Below are 16,688 nucleotides of genomic sequence, written 5' to 3' on the forward strand. Positions count from 1 at the left end.
CTCACTTCTTATTCCACGGTCAGCGTAAGCGTCACCGCATGCGTGACGCCGCCCGAAGTCGCCGTCACCGTGAGGGTCTGTGTGCCCGCAGGTGTTCCGCCGGTACTGACGGGTGTTCCCGAACTGCATCCCGTCACGAAGCCAGCAACCGCGATGACACCGAGTAGCGCCAGCATCCGTCCATACCGTCGCACCGATCCGAGCCGGAGCAGCCCACCGAACCCGAGCAGACCCAGCCCACCGAGCAGGAACCCGGCAACCTGTACTCCTCCGTCCGTCCGTCGGCCCATGGGCGACGACATCTTCGACGCCACCTGCGATGTCGTCTTCACCACGACGCTTGCGGTCGCTGACCCGTCGGCGTCCAACGTCACCGGGGCCGCCGTGCATGTCTCCCCGGCAGCCGATGCACCCGAGCAGGCCAATGTGATGGTCCCGCTGAAGCCGCTGACAGAGGTGAACGTCAGCGGGAAAGTCGCCGTGCCTCCGCTTGCGACGCCTACGCTGGTCGTCGTTGCGGCAAACGTGAAGTCCGCCCCGGTTCCCGAAAGCGAGACCGTCGCGGGGCTTCCCGGAGCATTCGTCGCGATGCTGACGGCTCCCGTCACCGTGCCGCCCACGGCTGGGGCGAAGAGGACGCTGATCTGGCAAGTTCCGCCAACAGCCACACTCGTTCCGCACGTATTCGTCTGCGTAAAACCAGCCCCGGAGATTGTGATCCCCGAAACCGTCAGCACTGCCTGCCCGCTGTTCGTCAGCGTTACGGTCATCGGCGAGGACATCGTCGTCACCATCTGCGTGCTGAACGCGAGGGAAGGCGTCGACAGCGTCACCGCCGGCTGTAGTGCCGGAATCACAAAGTAGGCCACCGCCGGATCGTGATCGCTCACCCGCTCTGGCCGCGTCGCATCGTTCTGGTACACCAGCGGATAGTCCGAGTCCAGGTGCGCGTAGACGAGCCGCGTCTCGGTCGGCACCAGGTCAGCCGTCACGACGACATGGTCAAGCACCTGGGCGCTTCCGCTCTCGACGTAGCTCTGCCTCTGCTCGGCAGGAAGCAGCGTCACCAGGTCCACCAGTGTCGGGCTAGCGAGCCCTGCCTTTGGAGCCGTCAATACCTGTGCCGCCGGAACGGGATCGCCCTTCGTCACGCCAAGCGAATCCACGAACCCATCTGAGAACTCGAACGCATTGTAGTCACCAACAGTGATCACATGCTCGCCCGCGGCCTGGTAGGTCTGGATTAGGGAAGCCAGGTACTCCGCCTGCGCCTCGCGCTTCAGCCGGACCGTCTGTCCGGTCGACGTAGGATCGTCGACATTGATCAGCGACCTCTGATGCACCACGATCACCGTGACCGGATAGTCCGTCCCTCCGGCCCGCTTGATCCCCGCATGGAGAACAAGCGGAGTCCGGTCGTTCAACACCGCCTGTGCGCCGGTCGAGTTCGTGAACGTCGTCGCCAGCCCGAACTGCTCTACATTGAGAGTATTCACACGGGTGCTCTTCACCAGGACAGCGGTGTTGATCGCCGTGCCATCCGTTGCGAGGAATGTGTACGGCTTGTAGACCGGATCGGTCTGCCCTGCGGCCACCGCATCCGCGCTGATCTTGTTCGCGAGATCGGTCAGCACATTGATGTTCTCGATCTCCTGCGCGCCGACGATATCCGGGAAGTTCAATACGTTCCGGATCGCCATGGAAGCCTTTGCCAGTCGTCTCTGGTAGGCCGCTGTCGTTACCGTCACGGCCGTGCTTCCGGGGTTATCGGCGTCTACGACATCGTTGTAGAAGCGCTCCATGTTGAAGCTCGCAACCGTGAACTCGGTAGCCGCCTGCGCTGGAACCGGCGTCGCCGTCATCAAGCCGGTCACCGTTGGGCGGTTCGCCTGGTCAAGAATCAACTCCGGCGAGCCGAACGAGAAGTCCATCACGCCCGAGAGTCCGGTCACCGTCGCGTTGCTCGTCAGGTCGATCGCCGGTCCGCCCGTCGCGAGGCTATCCACGTAGATCAACTCCGGATTCGAGTCCCACACCGGAATGGTTGATGGAACCGTCCCGATCGCCGTATCTGTCACCGCGATCCCAGGCTCCCGGAAGGGCCGCGCCACTCCTGTCACGACCCCGTAGAAGCGTCCGTTGGACGTGTTCGTCTCGGTCGTCTCGTTCAGCGATGCATCCGTTCCCGAAGTCGTTGTCATCGAGGCGATCGCAACCCGCATGCCTTCATACTTGGCGAACTGCCTGATCCCGCCGCTCGGCGAATCCAGTGCCGCAGTAATCGTCACCGCAGCGGGAAGGGCATTTCCGGTCGAAAGCAGAGAGAACGTCTGCGGCCCATCGATCTCCGTTCCCGGTGTCAGGCTCGTGGTGGGATAGGTGTTGACGGTCCCGGCGACCTGTACCTCGGCCCCGAGCGCGACATAAGAAGGCAGGGTCGTCGAACCGGTGTAGACCAGGATTCCCTCTGGAGTCACCGGAGTCGTGTCGGCGTCCTTTGCCTCGATGTAGAAGCCATTCGACTTCACCCCGACGACGATGCCGCTCGTCGTCACCTTCTGGGTTGCATAAGTTGAGGGCTTGTTCGCCTGAATAGTCCGGATCGTTACGAACGCAGGAGGAGTCGTTGCCGTCAGCGCGATTGTCGTGCTCGCGGTGCGCGCCTGGGTATCGGTTACGGTTACCGGCAGGCTGAAGGTTCCGGCGGTCGTCGCTGTCGTGCTGTAGCTGAAGATGTTATCGCCCGCTGTGGCGTCGCCGTTCGTGCCGTCATCGAAGAAGGGCTGTGTCGTCGATCCACCGATGGTGCTGAGGTTCGCCGAGACGGTGATGCCCGTGCTCGTCGGTATCGATCCGGGTGTCACTTGAACCGTCAGCAGCGTCGAGCCTCCAGTGTTGATTGCGGCAGGAGTCGCAAGTCCCGTAGCCACCGGCGGCGTCGGGCCCGTAGCGGAGCAAGCGAGCGGCGTCGAGGCCGAATTATGCGGAGCGGGCGTTCCCGCCACAAATTCCACGCTTGAGTTACCAAGAACCACGCATGGGTTTGTGCGGATATCCGCAAGCGTCGTGCTGATCAGCGGAGCAGCCGTGCCGTAGGCGCAATTTGTTCCCGTACCGTATGCAACGAAGTCCACAATCGTCGGATCTGTAGCCGGGCAAACTGATGCCAGCTTCGTCGTCGTCGAGACGAGCGCGATTTTTCCCGATCCCGCCGCCAGGGCAAGATTGCTCGTCGCCGTTCCCGTCGGATAGTCCGGAGTCACCGGGAGCGCCGCGCCGTTCGTGCCCGCGTTCGCGGAGACGAGATAGTACTGTCCCGGTGAAAGTGTAATCGCCGCGGGAAGCGTCGTGACGGTCGAGATCGTCGTGCCACCCGCACTCGAGTACTGCAGCGAGTAGTTATTCAACGTCAGCGTCGTCGCCGTCGGGTTGAATAACTCGACATAGTCCGCGTTCAGCAAGGCGCCGCTGTTCCCTCCCGCTCCGTATATCTGCGAGATCACGACATTCGTCGGCGTGGCAGCCCGGCTCACACCGGTGAGGATCAGGAGGGTAACAAACAGGGTGGCGAGAGCTCGGCGGAAACGGGAGGTCGTTTGCATTCGGCCATGCTAGCGCAATGCTTCGAGATGCAAACTTAAAAAATCGTCAATCCTTTGAACAGACTCCTTCACCCGCCCGGGTTACTCCTCGTCGCGTGGGAGTACAATTCCCGCCATCTTTCGAGGCAGGTTCGAAGGCGCTATGAAGCGAACTAAGGAGGCCGTTATGAACATTGCCGTAAAGCCAATCATCGCAGCGTGTTTGGGGATTGCATGTCTGAGTGTGAGCGGCTGTATGTACCACTCCAAGCACGACACCTATTACCTCATTTCCAATAACCTCAAGCTTCCTTACTGGAAGACCATGTACACCGGCTTCACCAAGGCTGCGACCGACTACGGCGTAACCGCCCAGTTAGCCGGTCCGAACGACTTCGATCCCGCCGCTGAACTTACCGCGTTCAAACAAACAGTAGCTGCCAAGCCAGCCGGAATCCTTATCTCCATCGCCGACGCCAACCTGCTGCGCGAGGAGATAGGCACAGCTATCGACGCCAACATACCCGTCATCACCGTCGACTCGGATGCACCTCTCAGCGCACGACTATTCTTCATCGGTACGAATAACCTCGCCGCCGGTCACCTCGGAGGCCAAAGGCTCGTCGAGAAGCTCAAGGACAAAGGCAACGTCGTCTTCTACACGATCGCCGGTCAGCCAAATCTGCAGGAGCGCTTGAAGGGTTACCAGGATATCCTCGCCACGCATCCCCAGATCACCATCGTCGACGTCTTCGACACCAAGGGCGACCCTGGCGCAGCTTTTGACCAGACGGAGAAGTATCTCGGGAAAACCGGCGCCGACAAAATAGACGCCTTCGTCTCACTTGAATCCAGCGCAGGTAAGTCCATCGCGGACGTGCTGAAGAACAAGTCGGTCACCGACCGTGAGGTGATTGCGATGGACGTCAATCCCGACACACTGAATCTCATCAAGGATGGCAGCATTGACTGCACCGTCTCCCAGAAGCCCTTCACCATGGGATATTACGGACTGAAGATGCTCGACGAGGTGCATCACAATCTCCCGAAGCCCTTCCAGACAAACTACGGCGTCGATTCCTTCGCCCGCTATCCCATGTTCGTTGATACCGGCACCGCGATCGTGGATAAGAAAAACGTAAGCGTCTATCTCGAAGGAGCAACCGCAGCCGAGGCGCAGCAATAAGCCGGCTTGGTTAGAACAAAGGCCGCCCGTGAATCCCTAACTCGAGGTGATAGACCGCTTCCCGCGTAGCCAGCGCGCACGCGCCATGCTCCAGAAAGCAGAGCCCGACAAGGTTGTTCCCCGCCACGGCAAGGGAAGCCTCGCCGTCAGGAGTTATCCGAACGATGCCCCGATACCCGTGAAGCGAAGCCGCGACGTACAGGTTGTCCTCGATATCGAAGGCCATCCCCTGCGCGCGCCCTAGGCCGCTATAGAACACCGTGGCATTTCCGTCGCGGTCGATCGCATGCACCACCTGGTTCGACGAGGTCGTCGGTCCGGTCACAAACAGCGTCCCCGCATCGTTGAACGCCAGGTGGTAAGCCGCCATCGATGGCTCGAGCGTAGCAAAGACGAAGATCTCCCGTTCGGAGCTCTCCCCCGGTCCTGTGCCTCTCGCGATCTTGAAGATCGTCCCCGATCGGTCGCCGACAAATAAATTCCCATCCCGATCGAACGCAATCCCCGTCGCGATCCCCATGCCTTCTGCGTACGTCGTAACGGCCCCATTCGGTGAGATACGGTAGATGGTTCCATCCGCCCGTGAGCTTGCATAGAGAAAGCCGTCGGCGTCGATGGCAAGTCCTGTCGGATTGATCAGGTCGCGGGTAAAGGGGCGCATCGTGAAGTCTCCCGAAGCCGACCGTGTCTCGATCCGGAAGATCGAAACCGGAACCTCCTGCCCCCGTGAGCCCGATAGCGTCACAAACAAATTGCCCTTGGCATCGACCGCCGGATTGGCTACGGGGTGCAGGTTCTCAGCCATGATCGTCGCTACGCGAACCGGATGCCCATTTGAGGAAGAGGCCGCGCGATGCACGATCAGATCGCCAGGAAACGCTCCGTCGGGAATTCGCACGATCGCCCGGCTCTCCCGCGCCAGCGTCAGCGGCGTGGTCACATCGTTCAGTGTGATGTGGGGCATCTCCCCTAGCGAACCATAGGGTCCGAGATGGGTTCCATAGACTTCGATCTCCCCGCCCGGCATCGCCGCCGAAGGATGAATGTGGGTGATATGCGGCGTATTGGGGTCAATCAGGGGTCTTCCGAAGGTAAAGAGCGGTGTCATAGGCCTGCTTCAGGGTATGACGCTGTAAGTTTTGGCGCAAATCAAGGGATCTGCTCTTTGTACGTAGGCCAGTGCGCGAGCAGGTCCGTCACCACGACGTTCCCGACTTTGTAGTTAGCCTCGAGCGACGGCAGGTATCCTGGCGACCCCGCCAGGTCGTCAAAAAGGCTCTTCTCCGGAGCCATCCCCGGCGGTGGCACCGTGAAGTTGCTCGCCGTCCGCAGCACAAGCAGACGTCCCATATCCACACGACGAAGCTGTCCGAGCTTCGTCATCGCCAGCAGGATCCCCTGGTCTTCGCAGTCCGCGATTGCCAACGATCCCGCCCCACGGGTATACAGCCGCACCCAGTCCTCGGCCCACTTATTCAGGATCGCCCCATGCCAGAAGTGGTCCGTCACCAGGCTATCCCCAATGATCACCGAAGGAGCTTTGAGCGCATTCGGGAACGCCGTAAACCGCGCCCGGCTTGCCGCCATCTCCGCGGTGTCGCCAAGCGCCGTTGCTTTGGTCAGCCCATAAGCCCAGTCGACGAGCTTCGGGTTCAGGTTGTAGACGATCTTTCCCACGCCACCCGACCCGTTATCCGACACCCCCGCCGCCGGGGCGGAGTCGACATTCTCAGGAACCTTACCCGCCTCCGTCGCTCCAAGCGCGATCGTCCCATAGGGCCAAGCAGCAGGAATCTCGCGGCTATCGATCTCGAACGCAGGGTCACCGTCCAATACCTGGCGCACCCATACCGCGCCGCCCACCGTCATCTGCGCCGGGTCCGCCCCCCCGATGCCGCTCAGCAGAAGATAGGTATGCGTGAGGTCGAAGCGAGGATCCATCGCCAGCGTCATCATTTGCACCGCCGACCGCGACGTCGTCCCGCTCACCATCGCATACAGCCCATGCCCATCCGTCAGCAGGGGGTGATCGAGCCCCGGAACCGCGATCGCCTGATCGAGCTTCCGTCGTTCCACCCAGAACTGCAGCTCTCCCGGCGTATCGCCGTGATCCTTCCCCGTCTCATACGTCGCGATGATCAGCACATGCGGCTCGATATGATCCTGCGCATACGCTCGCGAAGAGCCCGTCCAAAGCAGAAAAGCCGCAAGCGAGAGCCGGCACAGCGGAACGCGAAGACGAAGCCGTTGGGTCAACAGGGGACTCGCTTTCACACAGAAGATGAAGGGGACAACAGAAGTCTAACAAGCCTCTGCGCGCAGCGGTCAGAAGCGGAGGAGAACAAGCTGCGTACATGCCAGCGCCAACAGGCCGGCCGCAACATCGTCAAGCATGATGCCTGTACCTTCCGGAAGCCGCTCGAGCTGCCGCACCGGCGGCGGCTTCAGAATGTCGAACAGCCGAAACAACAAGAGCGACAGGATCGCATGCGGCCAGTCCGCCGGAACCGCGATCAGCGCGATCAACTGCCCTGCAACCTCGTCGATCACCACGTGCCCTGGATCTTCCCGCCCCGACTCGCGCGCCACGATTGTCGCCGCCGGGATGCCGATCAGCGTCGCCAGGATCGCCGCAACTGTAGTGCCGATCGCCAGGTGAGCCGGATGGAATACATGTGCCGCCGCATACCAGAGCGCTACCGCCGCAGCTGACCCGTACGTGCCGGGTCCCGGCTTCAGCAGGCCCGCCCCGAAGAACGTGCCGACCAGCCACGCCCAGGTAGTTCGCTGCGCGGGAAAAGTTGTAAGAGCTTCCTGCTTCTGGTGGGCCATGGACCTCAATACATGACAGGCGTGGCCTGACCGGATGGTTAGTCTTCGTCGTCGCTATGCCGCCGATGCGGCATGTTCTCGCCGAGTCCTTCCAGGACCTCGGGATCGAGAATCGGCGAACTGATCTTGTAGTCGCCCGAAGCCCACTTCCCAAGATCGAGAATGCGGCAGCGGTCCGAACAGAACGGGAAGTCCCCATCGGTCGCGAGAACAACCTTCCGGCAGGTGGGGCAGAACAGCGCTTTGGGTACGGATGCCATAACCTCTCCATTCTAGAAGATTCGCGCGGCAAGCATCTGCCTGCTTCGCCGATCCCTGCAAAGCCCTCACATCCACACAATCAAACAATCCGAGACGAAAGAAAGCGGTTCTTGCTCATTTACTCGAAGTAAACGCTTTGCAACACGCCGAATGTATGATGGATAACAATGTCCGACGGATAAATCCGGTCGGCGATCGTGTCCTGACGCAGCTCGCCCACGATCAACAACACAAGATGCTCTGTGAACCTACCGTACTCGTACGTTGGAAGGATTCGATGAGCGTTCATCTTGTGAACCCCAGCGATAATTCGTTTGGAACTGCCGTTATTACTCCCCGTTGGTTGTTCGTCCTCGCCGCAGCCACACCCGCTATCGCCGGCGACCCCATCCTGATCGACGAGTCCCTCGAGCAGATCGTCCCCGAAAGCATCACCCCCGGCGATATTGTCGGCATCAGCGTCCACACCGGCAACGCCCTTCGCGGCTACGAGGTTGGTCGCATGGCCCGCAAGCGCGGAGCCTGGGTCGTCTACGGCGGCATCCACGCCACGCTCTTCCCCGAAGAATGCTTCAAGCTCGGCAACGCCCACTCCGTCGTCACCGGCGACGGGGACATCGCCTGGGGCAAGGCCGTCGTCGACTGCATGAATGGAGCCCCTGAACACATCTACGACGGCGGACGCATCGGCGGAACCGACTTCCTCGCCGCCCGCTGGGACCTCATGCCGAAGGACAAGTACATGTGGGCCTCCGTCCAGACCATCCGGGGCTGCCCAAAGCACTGCTCCTTCTGCAGCGTCTGGCGCACCGATGGCCAGAAGCCCCGCCAGCGCCAGTTCCAGTCCGTCATCGACGAGATCATCGACCTCCGCCGCATCGGCTTCCGCTTCATCGCCCTCGCCGACGACAACTTCTACCCTGTCACCCTCACCGACCTCCGCCTCGCCCGCGAGCAGGGAAACACCGCCAAGGTCGAAGAACTCACCGCCATCCGCGACGAGCGCTTCGCGCTCATGGCCGAGCTCGCCAAGCTCCCCAAGGACATGGTCTTCTTCACCCAGATCACCATGGAAGCCGGAGAAGACGGCGAGTACCTCGACGCCATGCGCAAGGCCAACATCAAGGGAGCCCTCGTCGGCGTCGAAGCCGTCACCCCCGAAGGCCTCAAGGCCGTCTTCAAGGACTTCAACTACTCCGGCGAAGCCCTCGCCCGCCAGCTCCAGACGTTCAAGAAGCACGGCGTCCACGTCCTCGGCTCCTTCATCTTCGGCCTGCCCACCGACAAGCCCGCCACCTTCGACGCCACCGTCGACATGGCCCTCAAGGCCGGCGTCACCTTCGCCCAGTTCGTCATGATGACCCCTTTTCCCGGCACCGTCGACTTCGCCCGCTGGGAAAAAGAGCAGGCCCTAGCCCCCGAGATGGTCGGCGACACGCCCATCACACGCTACTGGCTGATCCCCACCGCCATCCGTCCCAAGATGTTTACCCCGCACCCGTCGATGAGTTCGTCCGAGATTAGCCAGCGCACCCAGAAAGTCTGGGACCGCTTCTACGACTGGCCCTCCATCTGGGAGCGCTCCGCCTGTACCCCGAACCTGAAGGCCCGCATCGCCTTCATGTTCCTCTCCAAGCTCTACCGACAGATGTACGCCGGAACCGGCATCTCGACCGACAGCGCCCGCCGCAAGAAGTCGAAAACCTGGGCCCGCTGGACCGCGAAGCAATGCCGTAAGCTCTTCAGCTCCCCCCCGATGCCCGAACTCCAGTCGCCGGTCTGGGATCTTTCGTTCGTCAGGAAAGCCCCCGTCTTCCTCCAGCCCGCGCTCCCTGTCGCCAATGGGCCATTCACCGTCCTCTCCGGGGATTAGCGGAAGCGAAGACAAACCTCTTGCAACAGGTCTAAAATCCGGGGCGTGCGGGAGCGGCATCCAGCCTCTCCCGCAAGCCCGGAATCTCTGGGCGGAAAGCGAGCATCTCCGTGGCGACATTGACCGCAGTGCATCCGGGAGTCTTCGGCTACCCCGTCTCCATCCGCAAGCAGTATCAGAACTTCATCGGCGGCGAGTGGGTCGCCCCCGCCTCCGGCCAGTACTTCGAGAACGTCACCCCCGTTACCGGCGAAGTCCTCTGCGAGATCCCCCGCTCGAACGCCGCCGACGTCGACCGCGCCCTCGATGCCGCCCACAAGTCCAAGACCGCCTGGGGTAAAACATCCCCCGCCCAGCGCGCCCGCATGCTCGAGCAGATCGCCCAGCGCATGGAAGACAACCTCGAGATGCTCGCCACCGTCGAGACCTGGGACAACGGCAAAGCCATCCGCGAGACCATGGCCGCCGACCTTCCCCTCGCCATCGACCACTTCCGCTACTTCGCCGGCTGCATCCGCGCCCAGGAAGGCGGCATCTCCGAGATCGACCACAACACCGTCGCCTACCACTACCACGAGCCTCTCGGCGTCATCGGCCTCATCATCCCGTGGAACTTCCCCATCCTCATGGCCGTCTGGAAGCTCGCCCCCGCCCTCGCCGCCGGCAACGCCGTCGTCCTCAAGCCCGCCGAACAGACTCCGCTCTCCATCCTTGTCCTCGCCGAACTCATCGCCGACATCCTGCCCCCCGGCGTCCTCAACATCGTCAACGGCTTCGGCCTCGAAGCAGGGAAGCCCCTCGCCTCGAGCCCCCGCATCCAGAAGGTAGCCTTCACCGGCGAGACCACCACCGGCCGCCTCATCATGCAGTACGCCTCGCAGAACATCATCCCGGTCACCCTCGAACTCGGAGGCAAGTCCCCCAACATCTTCTTCGCCGACGTCGCCCAGTCAGACGACGCCTTCTTCAACAAGGCCCTCGAAGGCTTCACCATGTTCGCCCTCAATCAGGGCGAGGTCTGCACCTGTCCCTCCCGTGCTCTCATCCAGGACACCCTCTATGACCAGTTCATGGAGAAGGCCATCAAGCGCGTTCAGGCCATCAAGCAGGCCAACCCGCTCGACAAGACCACCATGATGGGAGCCCAGGCCTCGAACGAGCAACTCGAGAAGATCCTCTCCTACATCGACATCGGCAAGCAGGAAGGAGCTGAAGTCCTCACCGGAGGCAAGCGCGCCGCCCTCGAAGGCGACCTCGCCAACGGCTTCTACGTCGAACCGACCATCTTCAAGGGACACAACAAGATGCGCATCTTCCAGGAGGAGATCTTCGGCCCCGTCGTCTCCGTCACGACGTTCCACGATCAGGACGAAGCCCTGGCCCTCGCCAACGACACCCTCTACGGTCTCGGCGCCGGCGTCTGGACCCGCGACATGAACCGCGCCTACGCCATGGGCCGAGGCATCCAGGCCGGACGCGTCTGGACCAACTGCTACCATCTCTATCCCGCCCACGCCGCCTTCGGAGGGTACAAGCAGTCCGGCATCGGCCGCGAAAACCACAAGATGATGCTCGACCACTACCAGCAGACCAAGAACGTCCTCGTCAGCTACAGTCCCGACGCAATGGGCTTCTTCTAAATGACCATCACAACCACCGCACCCGCTCAAGTCCTCCGAACCGAAGCAGCAGCGGCTCTCATGCAATCGCTCGAAGCGAAGCATGGGCCGCTGATGTTTCACCAGTCCGGCGGCTGCTGCGACGGAAGCTCCCCCATGTGCTTCCCCTTGGGAGACTTCTTAGTAGGCGACAACGACATACTCCTCGCCACCCTCGACGGAGCCCCTTTTTACATGAGCCGCCCCCAGTTCGAATACTGGAAGCACACCCAACTCATCCTCGACGTAGTCCCAGGCCGCGGAGGCATGTTCTCACTGGAAGGCAGCGAAGGCGTCCGCTTTCTCATTCGCTCAAGGGTCTTCACCGGCGAAGAGATCGCTGCTCTCCGCTCTGGAGGCCGTATCTAGGGAATCCTTGGAGCTCTTTTGAAGACTCCGCAGTCGACCGCCGTAAAAGATCCAACCTCCGCGTGATCGACGGCCGCTCGAATCAAGTCAAGGTTTGGCTCGAGCAGCGGCCAACTGATCGCCGAAAGCGATACGATGGCAATCTTCCGAGCCGTCACATTCTGCTCGTAGTGCAGCGTCCTGTCGCCAGTCAGCAGCACGTCAAAGCCGGCCTTTTCAGCCGCCTCAAGAAGCTGTCCGTTCTTCATGCCAGCGAACCAGCGAACGCCGCAGTGACAGCCTCGTGATTCGGCAAATGATGCCGGAGAGTGTGCGGCAGATTTTCATCGAGCAGAACGCGGAGCTTCAAGGAACTAATTGCTGCTGCTTTGCCGCAAACGCCTGAATCGCACGGATCGTCTCGATCTGCAAAGTCGGAAAATCAGCCAGCGTTTCTTCCGGTGTCCGGCCATACTCCGCCTCAACAACCAGAACTTCCGGCTCAATCCGAGTCCCCTTGATCACAGGGCGGCCACCAACCTTGCCCGGCACCGCTTCAATCTGATCGCAGTCCAGCCAGTTCATAGCCACGCCTCCTCGTCCTTAGACCCTACTCCAGAATCCGCGCCACCACATCATAATCGTGCGACTCCGTAATCTCCGCCCGATAGAACGTCCCCGGCACCAGAACTTCATGCGGCCCGAAGTCGTTGATGAATACCTTCCCATCGATCTCCGGAGCGTGGAGCGAAGTCCGTCCCTCCCAAAGAAGATCCGTCTCCTCGCTAGGCCCTTCCACGAGCAGATCGATCTCCCGCCCAACCCATTCCGCCTTGGCCTTCGTGCTGATTTTCTGCTGCAACTTCATCAGCTTCCGCCGCCGAGCCTCAATCGTCCGCGTCGGAACCTTCAGCGAATCATGCAGCTCGAACGCCTTCGCCCCCTCTTCATCCGAATAGGTGAACACCCCAAGCCAATCGATCTTGGCGGCGGCCACAAACGCCTCAAGCTCCTTGTAATCCGCCTCCGTCTCCCCCGGAAACCCAACGATAAACGAAGTCCGAATCACCACTCCCGGCACGATCAACCGAGCCTTCGCAATCAAATCCAGAAAGATCCCGGCGTTCCCCCCACGTTTCATCGTCTTCAAAACAGACGCGCTCGCATGCTGCAGCGGCACATCGAGATACTTCGAGATCGTGTCATGCTTCGCCATCGTCTCGAGCAGCCGCGTAGTGACCTTGTTCGGATACGTATAAAGAAACCGCAGCCACCGCAACCCCGGCAGAACCGCCAGCGCATCCAGCAACTGTGCCAGCCCTTCCTTCAAACCAAGATCCTCGCCGTAGCAGGTCGTATCCTGCCCAATCAGCGTGATCTCCCGAACTCCCTGCGCGATCAGATTCTGAGCCTCGGCAATGATCGACCCCATCCGCCGCGACCGGAACTTCCCCCGAAGCTGCGGAATGATGCAGAAGCTGCATGGGTGATCGCAACCCTCGGCAATCTTGATATACGCCGAAGCCCGTGGCGTCGTCAGGATCCTGGGTGTAGCGTCCGAGTAAAGATAATCCGGAAGCGCCGCCGTAGCCCCATCCCACGCCTCCCGGGAAAACCGCCCCGTCTGCTCCCGCGCATCTCCCTCAGGCCGGCTCGTTGTTGATACAGGAGCATTTGCCCCCGTATTTCCCGAAGGCTTATCTGCATGGGAAACATGCCCAACATGCTGCCCCGGATGATTCAGCGCCCCGTTTCCGGCGGTAGTACCCGTCTCTGCCAGCGATTGCGCAATCTGCGTCTGCGCCGTAATCCGAAGCTGCGGAGCCGTCTCCACATCGTTCTCCGGATCAGCCAGCGGCCTCGAATGCTGCGAAACCGCACTGGGAGCCCGATCAATCAACCCCTGATGCACCGTCGTATCGTCCACGAGCGCAGGCGAAGCCACACTCAAATGCGGCTCAATCGCCGCAGCAATACTCGGCTGCTGGAACCCCTGCGGCAGAATCTGAAACGGTGAATGGTTCGGCGCAGGCATAGCCGAAAGCCCCGCAGCCGTCAGAATCGCCTCCAACTCCCCCGTCCCCACAACCGCATCGACCTCGGGAATATTCTTCCGAATCTCATCCCGGTACCGCTCCACCAGGCACCCAGCTACAACAATCCGCTTAGCCCGCCCGCCGTTCTCCTGCTTGTGCTGCACCATCTCCAGGATCGTATTCACCGACTCCTGCTTGGCCGAATCAATAAACGAGCAAGTGTTGATCACAATGATCTCGGCGTCTTCGGCGTTTGGAGTCAGTTCCGCCCCATTGTGATGGAGCAGGCCCATCATCACTTCCGAATCAACAAGGTTCTTGGGACAGCCGAGAGAGACGAAGCCTACCTTCGGTCGGGCTGGGACAGAGGTGGCGTTTTCGTCGAGGAGCGCTGGAGAAGTCATCACCCTCCATTCTACCAAGATAACCCGAACTACCCCGCCGAAACCGCGCTAGGAAGCGTGTTCCAGCACCGTCCGCCAGACTCCCGGGTGACTCGCCGACGTCTCGATCCAACCGCTCCGCATCGCCTCGGCCGGATCGTCATGGATTGCCCGCACCGACACTGCAGGCTCCTTATGCGTCCCCCAGACTCCCGCCCAAGCATTGCGCCCGGCGTCCTTGACCGAGTAAAGCGCCCGGTCCGCAAGGTAGAACGCATCTCGCCAGCTCTCATCCTGCGCGGACGGGAAGAACGGATACATCGCGAAACCAACCGACACCGTCACCGTGAGATCCACCCCACCCGGCAACCGTATCGGACGCGATTCCATCGTCGCCCGAAGCCGTTCCGCGAGCGCAGTCGCCTCGACCGGCGTCACGTTCCAAGCCGCGATCAGAAACTCCTCGCCACCCCAACGCGCCGCAAGATCGTCCGGCCGGCACACGGCCCGGAGCCTCGAAGAAAGCTCCACCAGCACCCGATCTCCCGCATCATGCCCGTACCGGTCGTTCACCGATTTGAAGAAGTCGGCATCCACGAGAAACACTCCTGTCCGCTTCCCCGTGGCGAGGTCGAAGGTCTGGTGCCTCTCCCCAAGCTGCCTCACGGCCTCGCGGCGGTTCAACAGCCCCGAGAGCGGATCCGTGGTGCTCAGGCGCTCAAACCGGCGGCTGATCCTCCGCTGATAGAAAAAAAACGCCCCCGCCAGACACACCACGGCGACGAGCACCGAAATCAGCGCATTCCTTAGCATCGCGGCTCGCCGGATGCTCAGCGCCTGGATTCCCATCTGCTCCTGCAGATACTGGTTCTGGTACTGGATCGCCTGGTCCTTCAACTGCGCGTCCAGATCCGACGGACTTCGCGTCAGCCCCGGCTTCTGTACCTTCGCCTCCAGTGCCTTCGCGTCCCGCGAAAGCGCGAGTGCGGTCCCGGCATCGCCTTGGCTTGCGTAAATCGCAGCCTGCAGCCGCATCGCGTCAATCTGGATCGCAGGCGAATCGATATCCTTCCCCATGTTCATGGCGCGTTCTGCGTCGTTGACTGCTGCCTGCTCTTCGCCCTCCGCACGCCGCAGGGAACTGCGCGTCAAAAGCGATTGTGCTTCCGACTGCTTATCTCCGAGCCGCTGTTGCCCAGCGATCGCATGGTCCAGCAGCTCGCGGGCCTTCGAAAGATTCTTCTGCGCTACGAAGATCTGCGCCTCGGTAGCCTCCGCCCGAAATCTCGCTCTCGCGTAGTTCTCCTGGCTACCGGCGAGACTCACCACATGGTCCAATATTTGCAACGCCTCGTCGTAGCGCTCCAGTTTCACAAGATTGTTCCCAAAGTTGAAGTACGCGTAGATATAAACCTGGTCGCGGCCCATTGACTTGCTCAAGTCGAGTGCTTGGCGAAAATAGGGATTCGCGGCGAGCGGATCCTCCAGGCCATCGGCGTACAGATCCGCGATGGCAATCAGCGCCGCGATCCGCTGATCCGGAAGATCCTTGCTTGTCGCCAGCCTCAGGGACTGCGCCAGCAGCTTGCCCGCCTGCTTCGCATCTCCCGCCATCTGGAAGACGCCACCCGCATTCGAAAGGACGTTAGCCCTCTCGGCGTCGGGCATCACCGTCTTCTCCAAAAGGTTGAGTGCTCGGGTCTCCGCATCGATTGCGCCTGCGGAATCCCCGGCGATCGCTTGCGCGTGGCCAAGGCAGTCCAGCGCTCCAATCATGGTGACCGCCCCAAGGTGGTCGGCGTGGATCAAGGCCTGAGCCATGGAAACGGCCTTCGCCGGATCCTCCATCGCAACCGCCCGGCACTCCTGCACGACTGTTTTCTGAGGGACTGAAGAAGCTCCGCCTGCTCCACCCTGAGCAAAACCGGGAACGGTACCAAGGAACACAAACGGGCACACAAGCGGAGCGAGCACTCCCGCGAGGCATAAAACGGCTCTGATCTGCTCTCTGGAACGGCGGAAGAACATACCTCAACGCCCCTGTCCCCGTTGTGACTGGTTGGCCGCAGGTTACCACATGGCTCTGCGGGAGAAAGGAGCACAAAAGGCCTTCCAGCCGGACGGGATTCTGATTTGGTCGCGCACCTGCGAATAAAGAGTGTGGAGTCGAACGCTGCGTACATTTTTTGGGAGTGCGGTGGGTCGGTCGGAGCTACCTCGGAACGGCTCGACCCTGGAGGGAGCTTTCTACGGCTGGGGCTTTGCTGCCTTCTCTGCTGCGCTGTTCGCCTTATCCTGATCTTTATCGGCCTTCTTCTGCTTGCTTGTGTTCAAAGCCTTTTGCTCGGACTTGTCGGCTTTTGCCTGCGCCTTGTCGGCCTTCTTCTGCTGCTTCAACTGCTTCTGGGTCTGCTTGTTGTCCGCGGTATTGGACTGGGCAGTGCCTGCTCCCGTGAGCACGAGCGCAAGAACTGCGAACGCGGTGGCTTTCATCGACAATCTCCTCGTCATGCCTTATTTTGATGAGAAA

14 protein-coding genes are annotated in these 16,688 nt (G+C 61.2%); 4 read left to right on the forward strand and 10 right to left on the reverse strand.

The window, feature by feature from the left end; translation table 11 throughout:
- Positions 1-8 precede the first annotated feature (8 nt).
- The gene (locus GRAN_RS20360; RefSeq protein ID WP_128914849.1) at positions 9-3,602 is read right to left on the reverse strand and encodes a choice-of-anchor D domain-containing protein; all 3,594 of its coding nucleotides are present in this window, start codon (positions 3,600-3,602) and stop codon (positions 9-11) included.
- A 166-nt stretch (positions 3,603-3,768) separates the two neighbouring features.
- Between GRAN_RS20360 and GRAN_RS20365 the strand changes: the two genes are divergently transcribed.
- Entirely contained in the window at positions 3,769-4,767 is a 999-nt protein-coding gene (locus tag GRAN_RS20365) for a substrate-binding domain-containing protein (protein ID WP_128914850.1), read from the forward strand.
- Between the two features lie 10 nt (positions 4,768-4,777).
- On the opposite strand, the gene GRAN_RS20370 is transcribed toward GRAN_RS20365, so the two are convergent.
- From GRAN_RS20370 to GRAN_RS20385, 4 genes are all read right to left on the reverse strand, one after another.
- Positions 4,778-5,875 carry an SMP-30/gluconolactonase/LRE family protein gene (locus tag GRAN_RS20370; RefSeq protein WP_128914851.1) on the reverse strand — a complete coding sequence of 366 codons (1,098 nt, stop codon included), beginning with the start codon at positions 5,873-5,875 and terminating at the stop codon, positions 4,778-4,780.
- Positions 5,876-5,916: 41 nt separating this feature from the next.
- Positions 5,917-7,023: a purine-nucleoside phosphorylase gene (locus GRAN_RS20375; protein WP_161571075.1), complete on the reverse strand. Its 1,107-nt coding sequence runs from the start codon at positions 7,021-7,023 to the stop codon at positions 5,917-5,919.
- A 69-nt stretch (positions 7,024-7,092) separates the two neighbouring features.
- A complete protein-coding gene (locus tag GRAN_RS20380; protein ID WP_128914853.1) occupies positions 7,093-7,599 on the reverse strand; it encodes a phosphatidylglycerophosphatase A family protein in 507 nt (168 codons plus the stop codon).
- A gap of 38 nt (positions 7,600-7,637) precedes the next feature.
- A complete protein-coding gene (locus tag GRAN_RS20385; RefSeq protein WP_128914854.1) occupies positions 7,638-7,859 on the reverse strand; it encodes a DNA gyrase inhibitor YacG in 222 nt (73 codons plus the stop codon).
- Between the two features lie 278 nt (positions 7,860-8,137).
- Between GRAN_RS20385 and GRAN_RS20390 the strand changes: the two genes are divergently transcribed.
- The 3 genes from GRAN_RS20390 to GRAN_RS20400 all read left to right on the forward strand — a co-directional run bounded on the left by GRAN_RS20390 (position 8,138) and on the right by GRAN_RS20400 (position 11,760).
- On the forward strand, positions 8,138-9,733 hold the full coding sequence (locus GRAN_RS20390) for a B12-binding domain-containing radical SAM protein (protein ID WP_128914855.1): 1,596 nt from the start codon (positions 8,138-8,140) through the stop codon (positions 9,731-9,733).
- A gap of 110 nt (positions 9,734-9,843) precedes the next feature.
- Positions 9,844-11,373, forward strand: a complete 1,530-nt coding sequence (gene adh, locus GRAN_RS20395; protein WP_206662808.1) for an aldehyde dehydrogenase — start codon at positions 9,844-9,846, stop codon at positions 11,371-11,373.
- On the forward strand, positions 11,374-11,760 hold the full coding sequence (locus GRAN_RS20400; protein WP_128914856.1) for a DUF779 domain-containing protein: 387 nt from the start codon (positions 11,374-11,376) through the stop codon (positions 11,758-11,760). It begins immediately after the preceding gene.
- On the opposite strand, the gene GRAN_RS20405 is transcribed toward GRAN_RS20400, so the two are convergent.
- The 5 genes from GRAN_RS20405 to GRAN_RS20425 form a co-directional block, all read right to left on the reverse strand.
- Complete coding sequence (locus GRAN_RS20405; protein WP_128914857.1) at positions 11,757-12,008, reverse strand: hypothetical protein; 252 nt, start codon at positions 12,006-12,008, stop codon at positions 11,757-11,759. The genes GRAN_RS20400 and GRAN_RS20405 overlap by 4 nt on opposite strands.
- 97 nt (positions 12,009-12,105) lie before the next feature.
- On the reverse strand, positions 12,106-12,324 hold the full coding sequence (locus tag GRAN_RS20410; RefSeq protein WP_128914858.1) for a DUF433 domain-containing protein: 219 nt from the start codon (positions 12,322-12,324) through the stop codon (positions 12,106-12,108).
- A gap of 25 nt (positions 12,325-12,349) precedes the next feature.
- Positions 12,350-14,179: a 30S ribosomal protein S12 methylthiotransferase RimO gene (rimO, locus tag GRAN_RS20415; protein WP_128914859.1), complete on the reverse strand. Its 1,830-nt coding sequence runs from the start codon at positions 14,177-14,179 to the stop codon at positions 12,350-12,352.
- Positions 14,180-14,227: 48 nt separating this feature from the next.
- On the reverse strand, positions 14,228-16,030 hold the full coding sequence (locus GRAN_RS20420) for a tetratricopeptide repeat-containing diguanylate cyclase (protein WP_161571076.1): 1,803 nt from the start codon (positions 16,028-16,030) through the stop codon (positions 14,228-14,230).
- A 375-nt stretch (positions 16,031-16,405) separates the two neighbouring features.
- A complete protein-coding gene (locus tag GRAN_RS20425; RefSeq protein WP_128914861.1) occupies positions 16,406-16,651 on the reverse strand; it encodes a hypothetical protein in 246 nt (81 codons plus the stop codon).
- Between the last annotated feature and the right edge of the window lie 37 nt (positions 16,652-16,688).

It is taken from the genome of Granulicella sibirica (assembly GCF_004115155.1).
GTDB classification, from domain to species: Bacteria; Acidobacteriota; Terriglobia; order Terriglobales; family Acidobacteriaceae; genus Edaphobacter; species Edaphobacter sibiricus.

Excerpts from the sequence above, each read along its gene's own strand:
- GRAN_RS20360 (WP_128914849.1), bottom strand. The coding sequence starts at position 3,602 with ATGCAAACGACCTCCCGTTTCCGCCGAGCTCTCGCCACCCTGTTTGTT.
- GRAN_RS20365 (WP_128914850.1), top strand. The coding sequence starts at position 3,769 with ATGAACATTGCCGTAAAGCCAATCATCGCAGCGTGTTTGGGGATTGCA.
- GRAN_RS20370 (WP_128914851.1), bottom strand. The coding sequence starts at position 5,875 with ATGACACCGCTCTTTACCTTCGGAAGACCCCTGATTGACCCCAATACG.
- GRAN_RS20380 (WP_128914853.1), bottom strand. The coding sequence starts at position 7,599 with ATGGCCCACCAGAAGCAGGAAGCTCTTACAACTTTTCCCGCGCAGCGA.
- GRAN_RS20385 (WP_128914854.1), bottom strand. The coding sequence starts at position 7,859 with ATGGCATCCGTACCCAAAGCGCTGTTCTGCCCCACCTGCCGGAAGGTT.
- GRAN_RS20390 (WP_128914855.1), top strand. The coding sequence starts at position 8,138 with ATGAGCGTTCATCTTGTGAACCCCAGCGATAATTCGTTTGGAACTGCC.
- GRAN_RS20400 (WP_128914856.1), top strand. The coding sequence starts at position 11,374 with ATGACCATCACAACCACCGCACCCGCTCAAGTCCTCCGAACCGAAGCA.
- GRAN_RS20405 (WP_128914857.1), bottom strand. The coding sequence starts at position 12,008 with ATGAAGAACGGACAGCTTCTTGAGGCGGCTGAAAAGGCCGGCTTTGAC.
- GRAN_RS20410 (WP_128914858.1), bottom strand. The coding sequence starts at position 12,324 with ATGAACTGGCTGGACTGCGATCAGATTGAAGCGGTGCCGGGCAAGGTT.
- rimO (WP_128914859.1), bottom strand. The coding sequence starts at position 14,179 with ATGACTTCTCCAGCGCTCCTCGACGAAAACGCCACCTCTGTCCCAGCC.
- GRAN_RS20425 (WP_128914861.1), bottom strand. The coding sequence starts at position 16,651 with ATGAAAGCCACCGCGTTCGCAGTTCTTGCGCTCGTGCTCACGGGAGCA.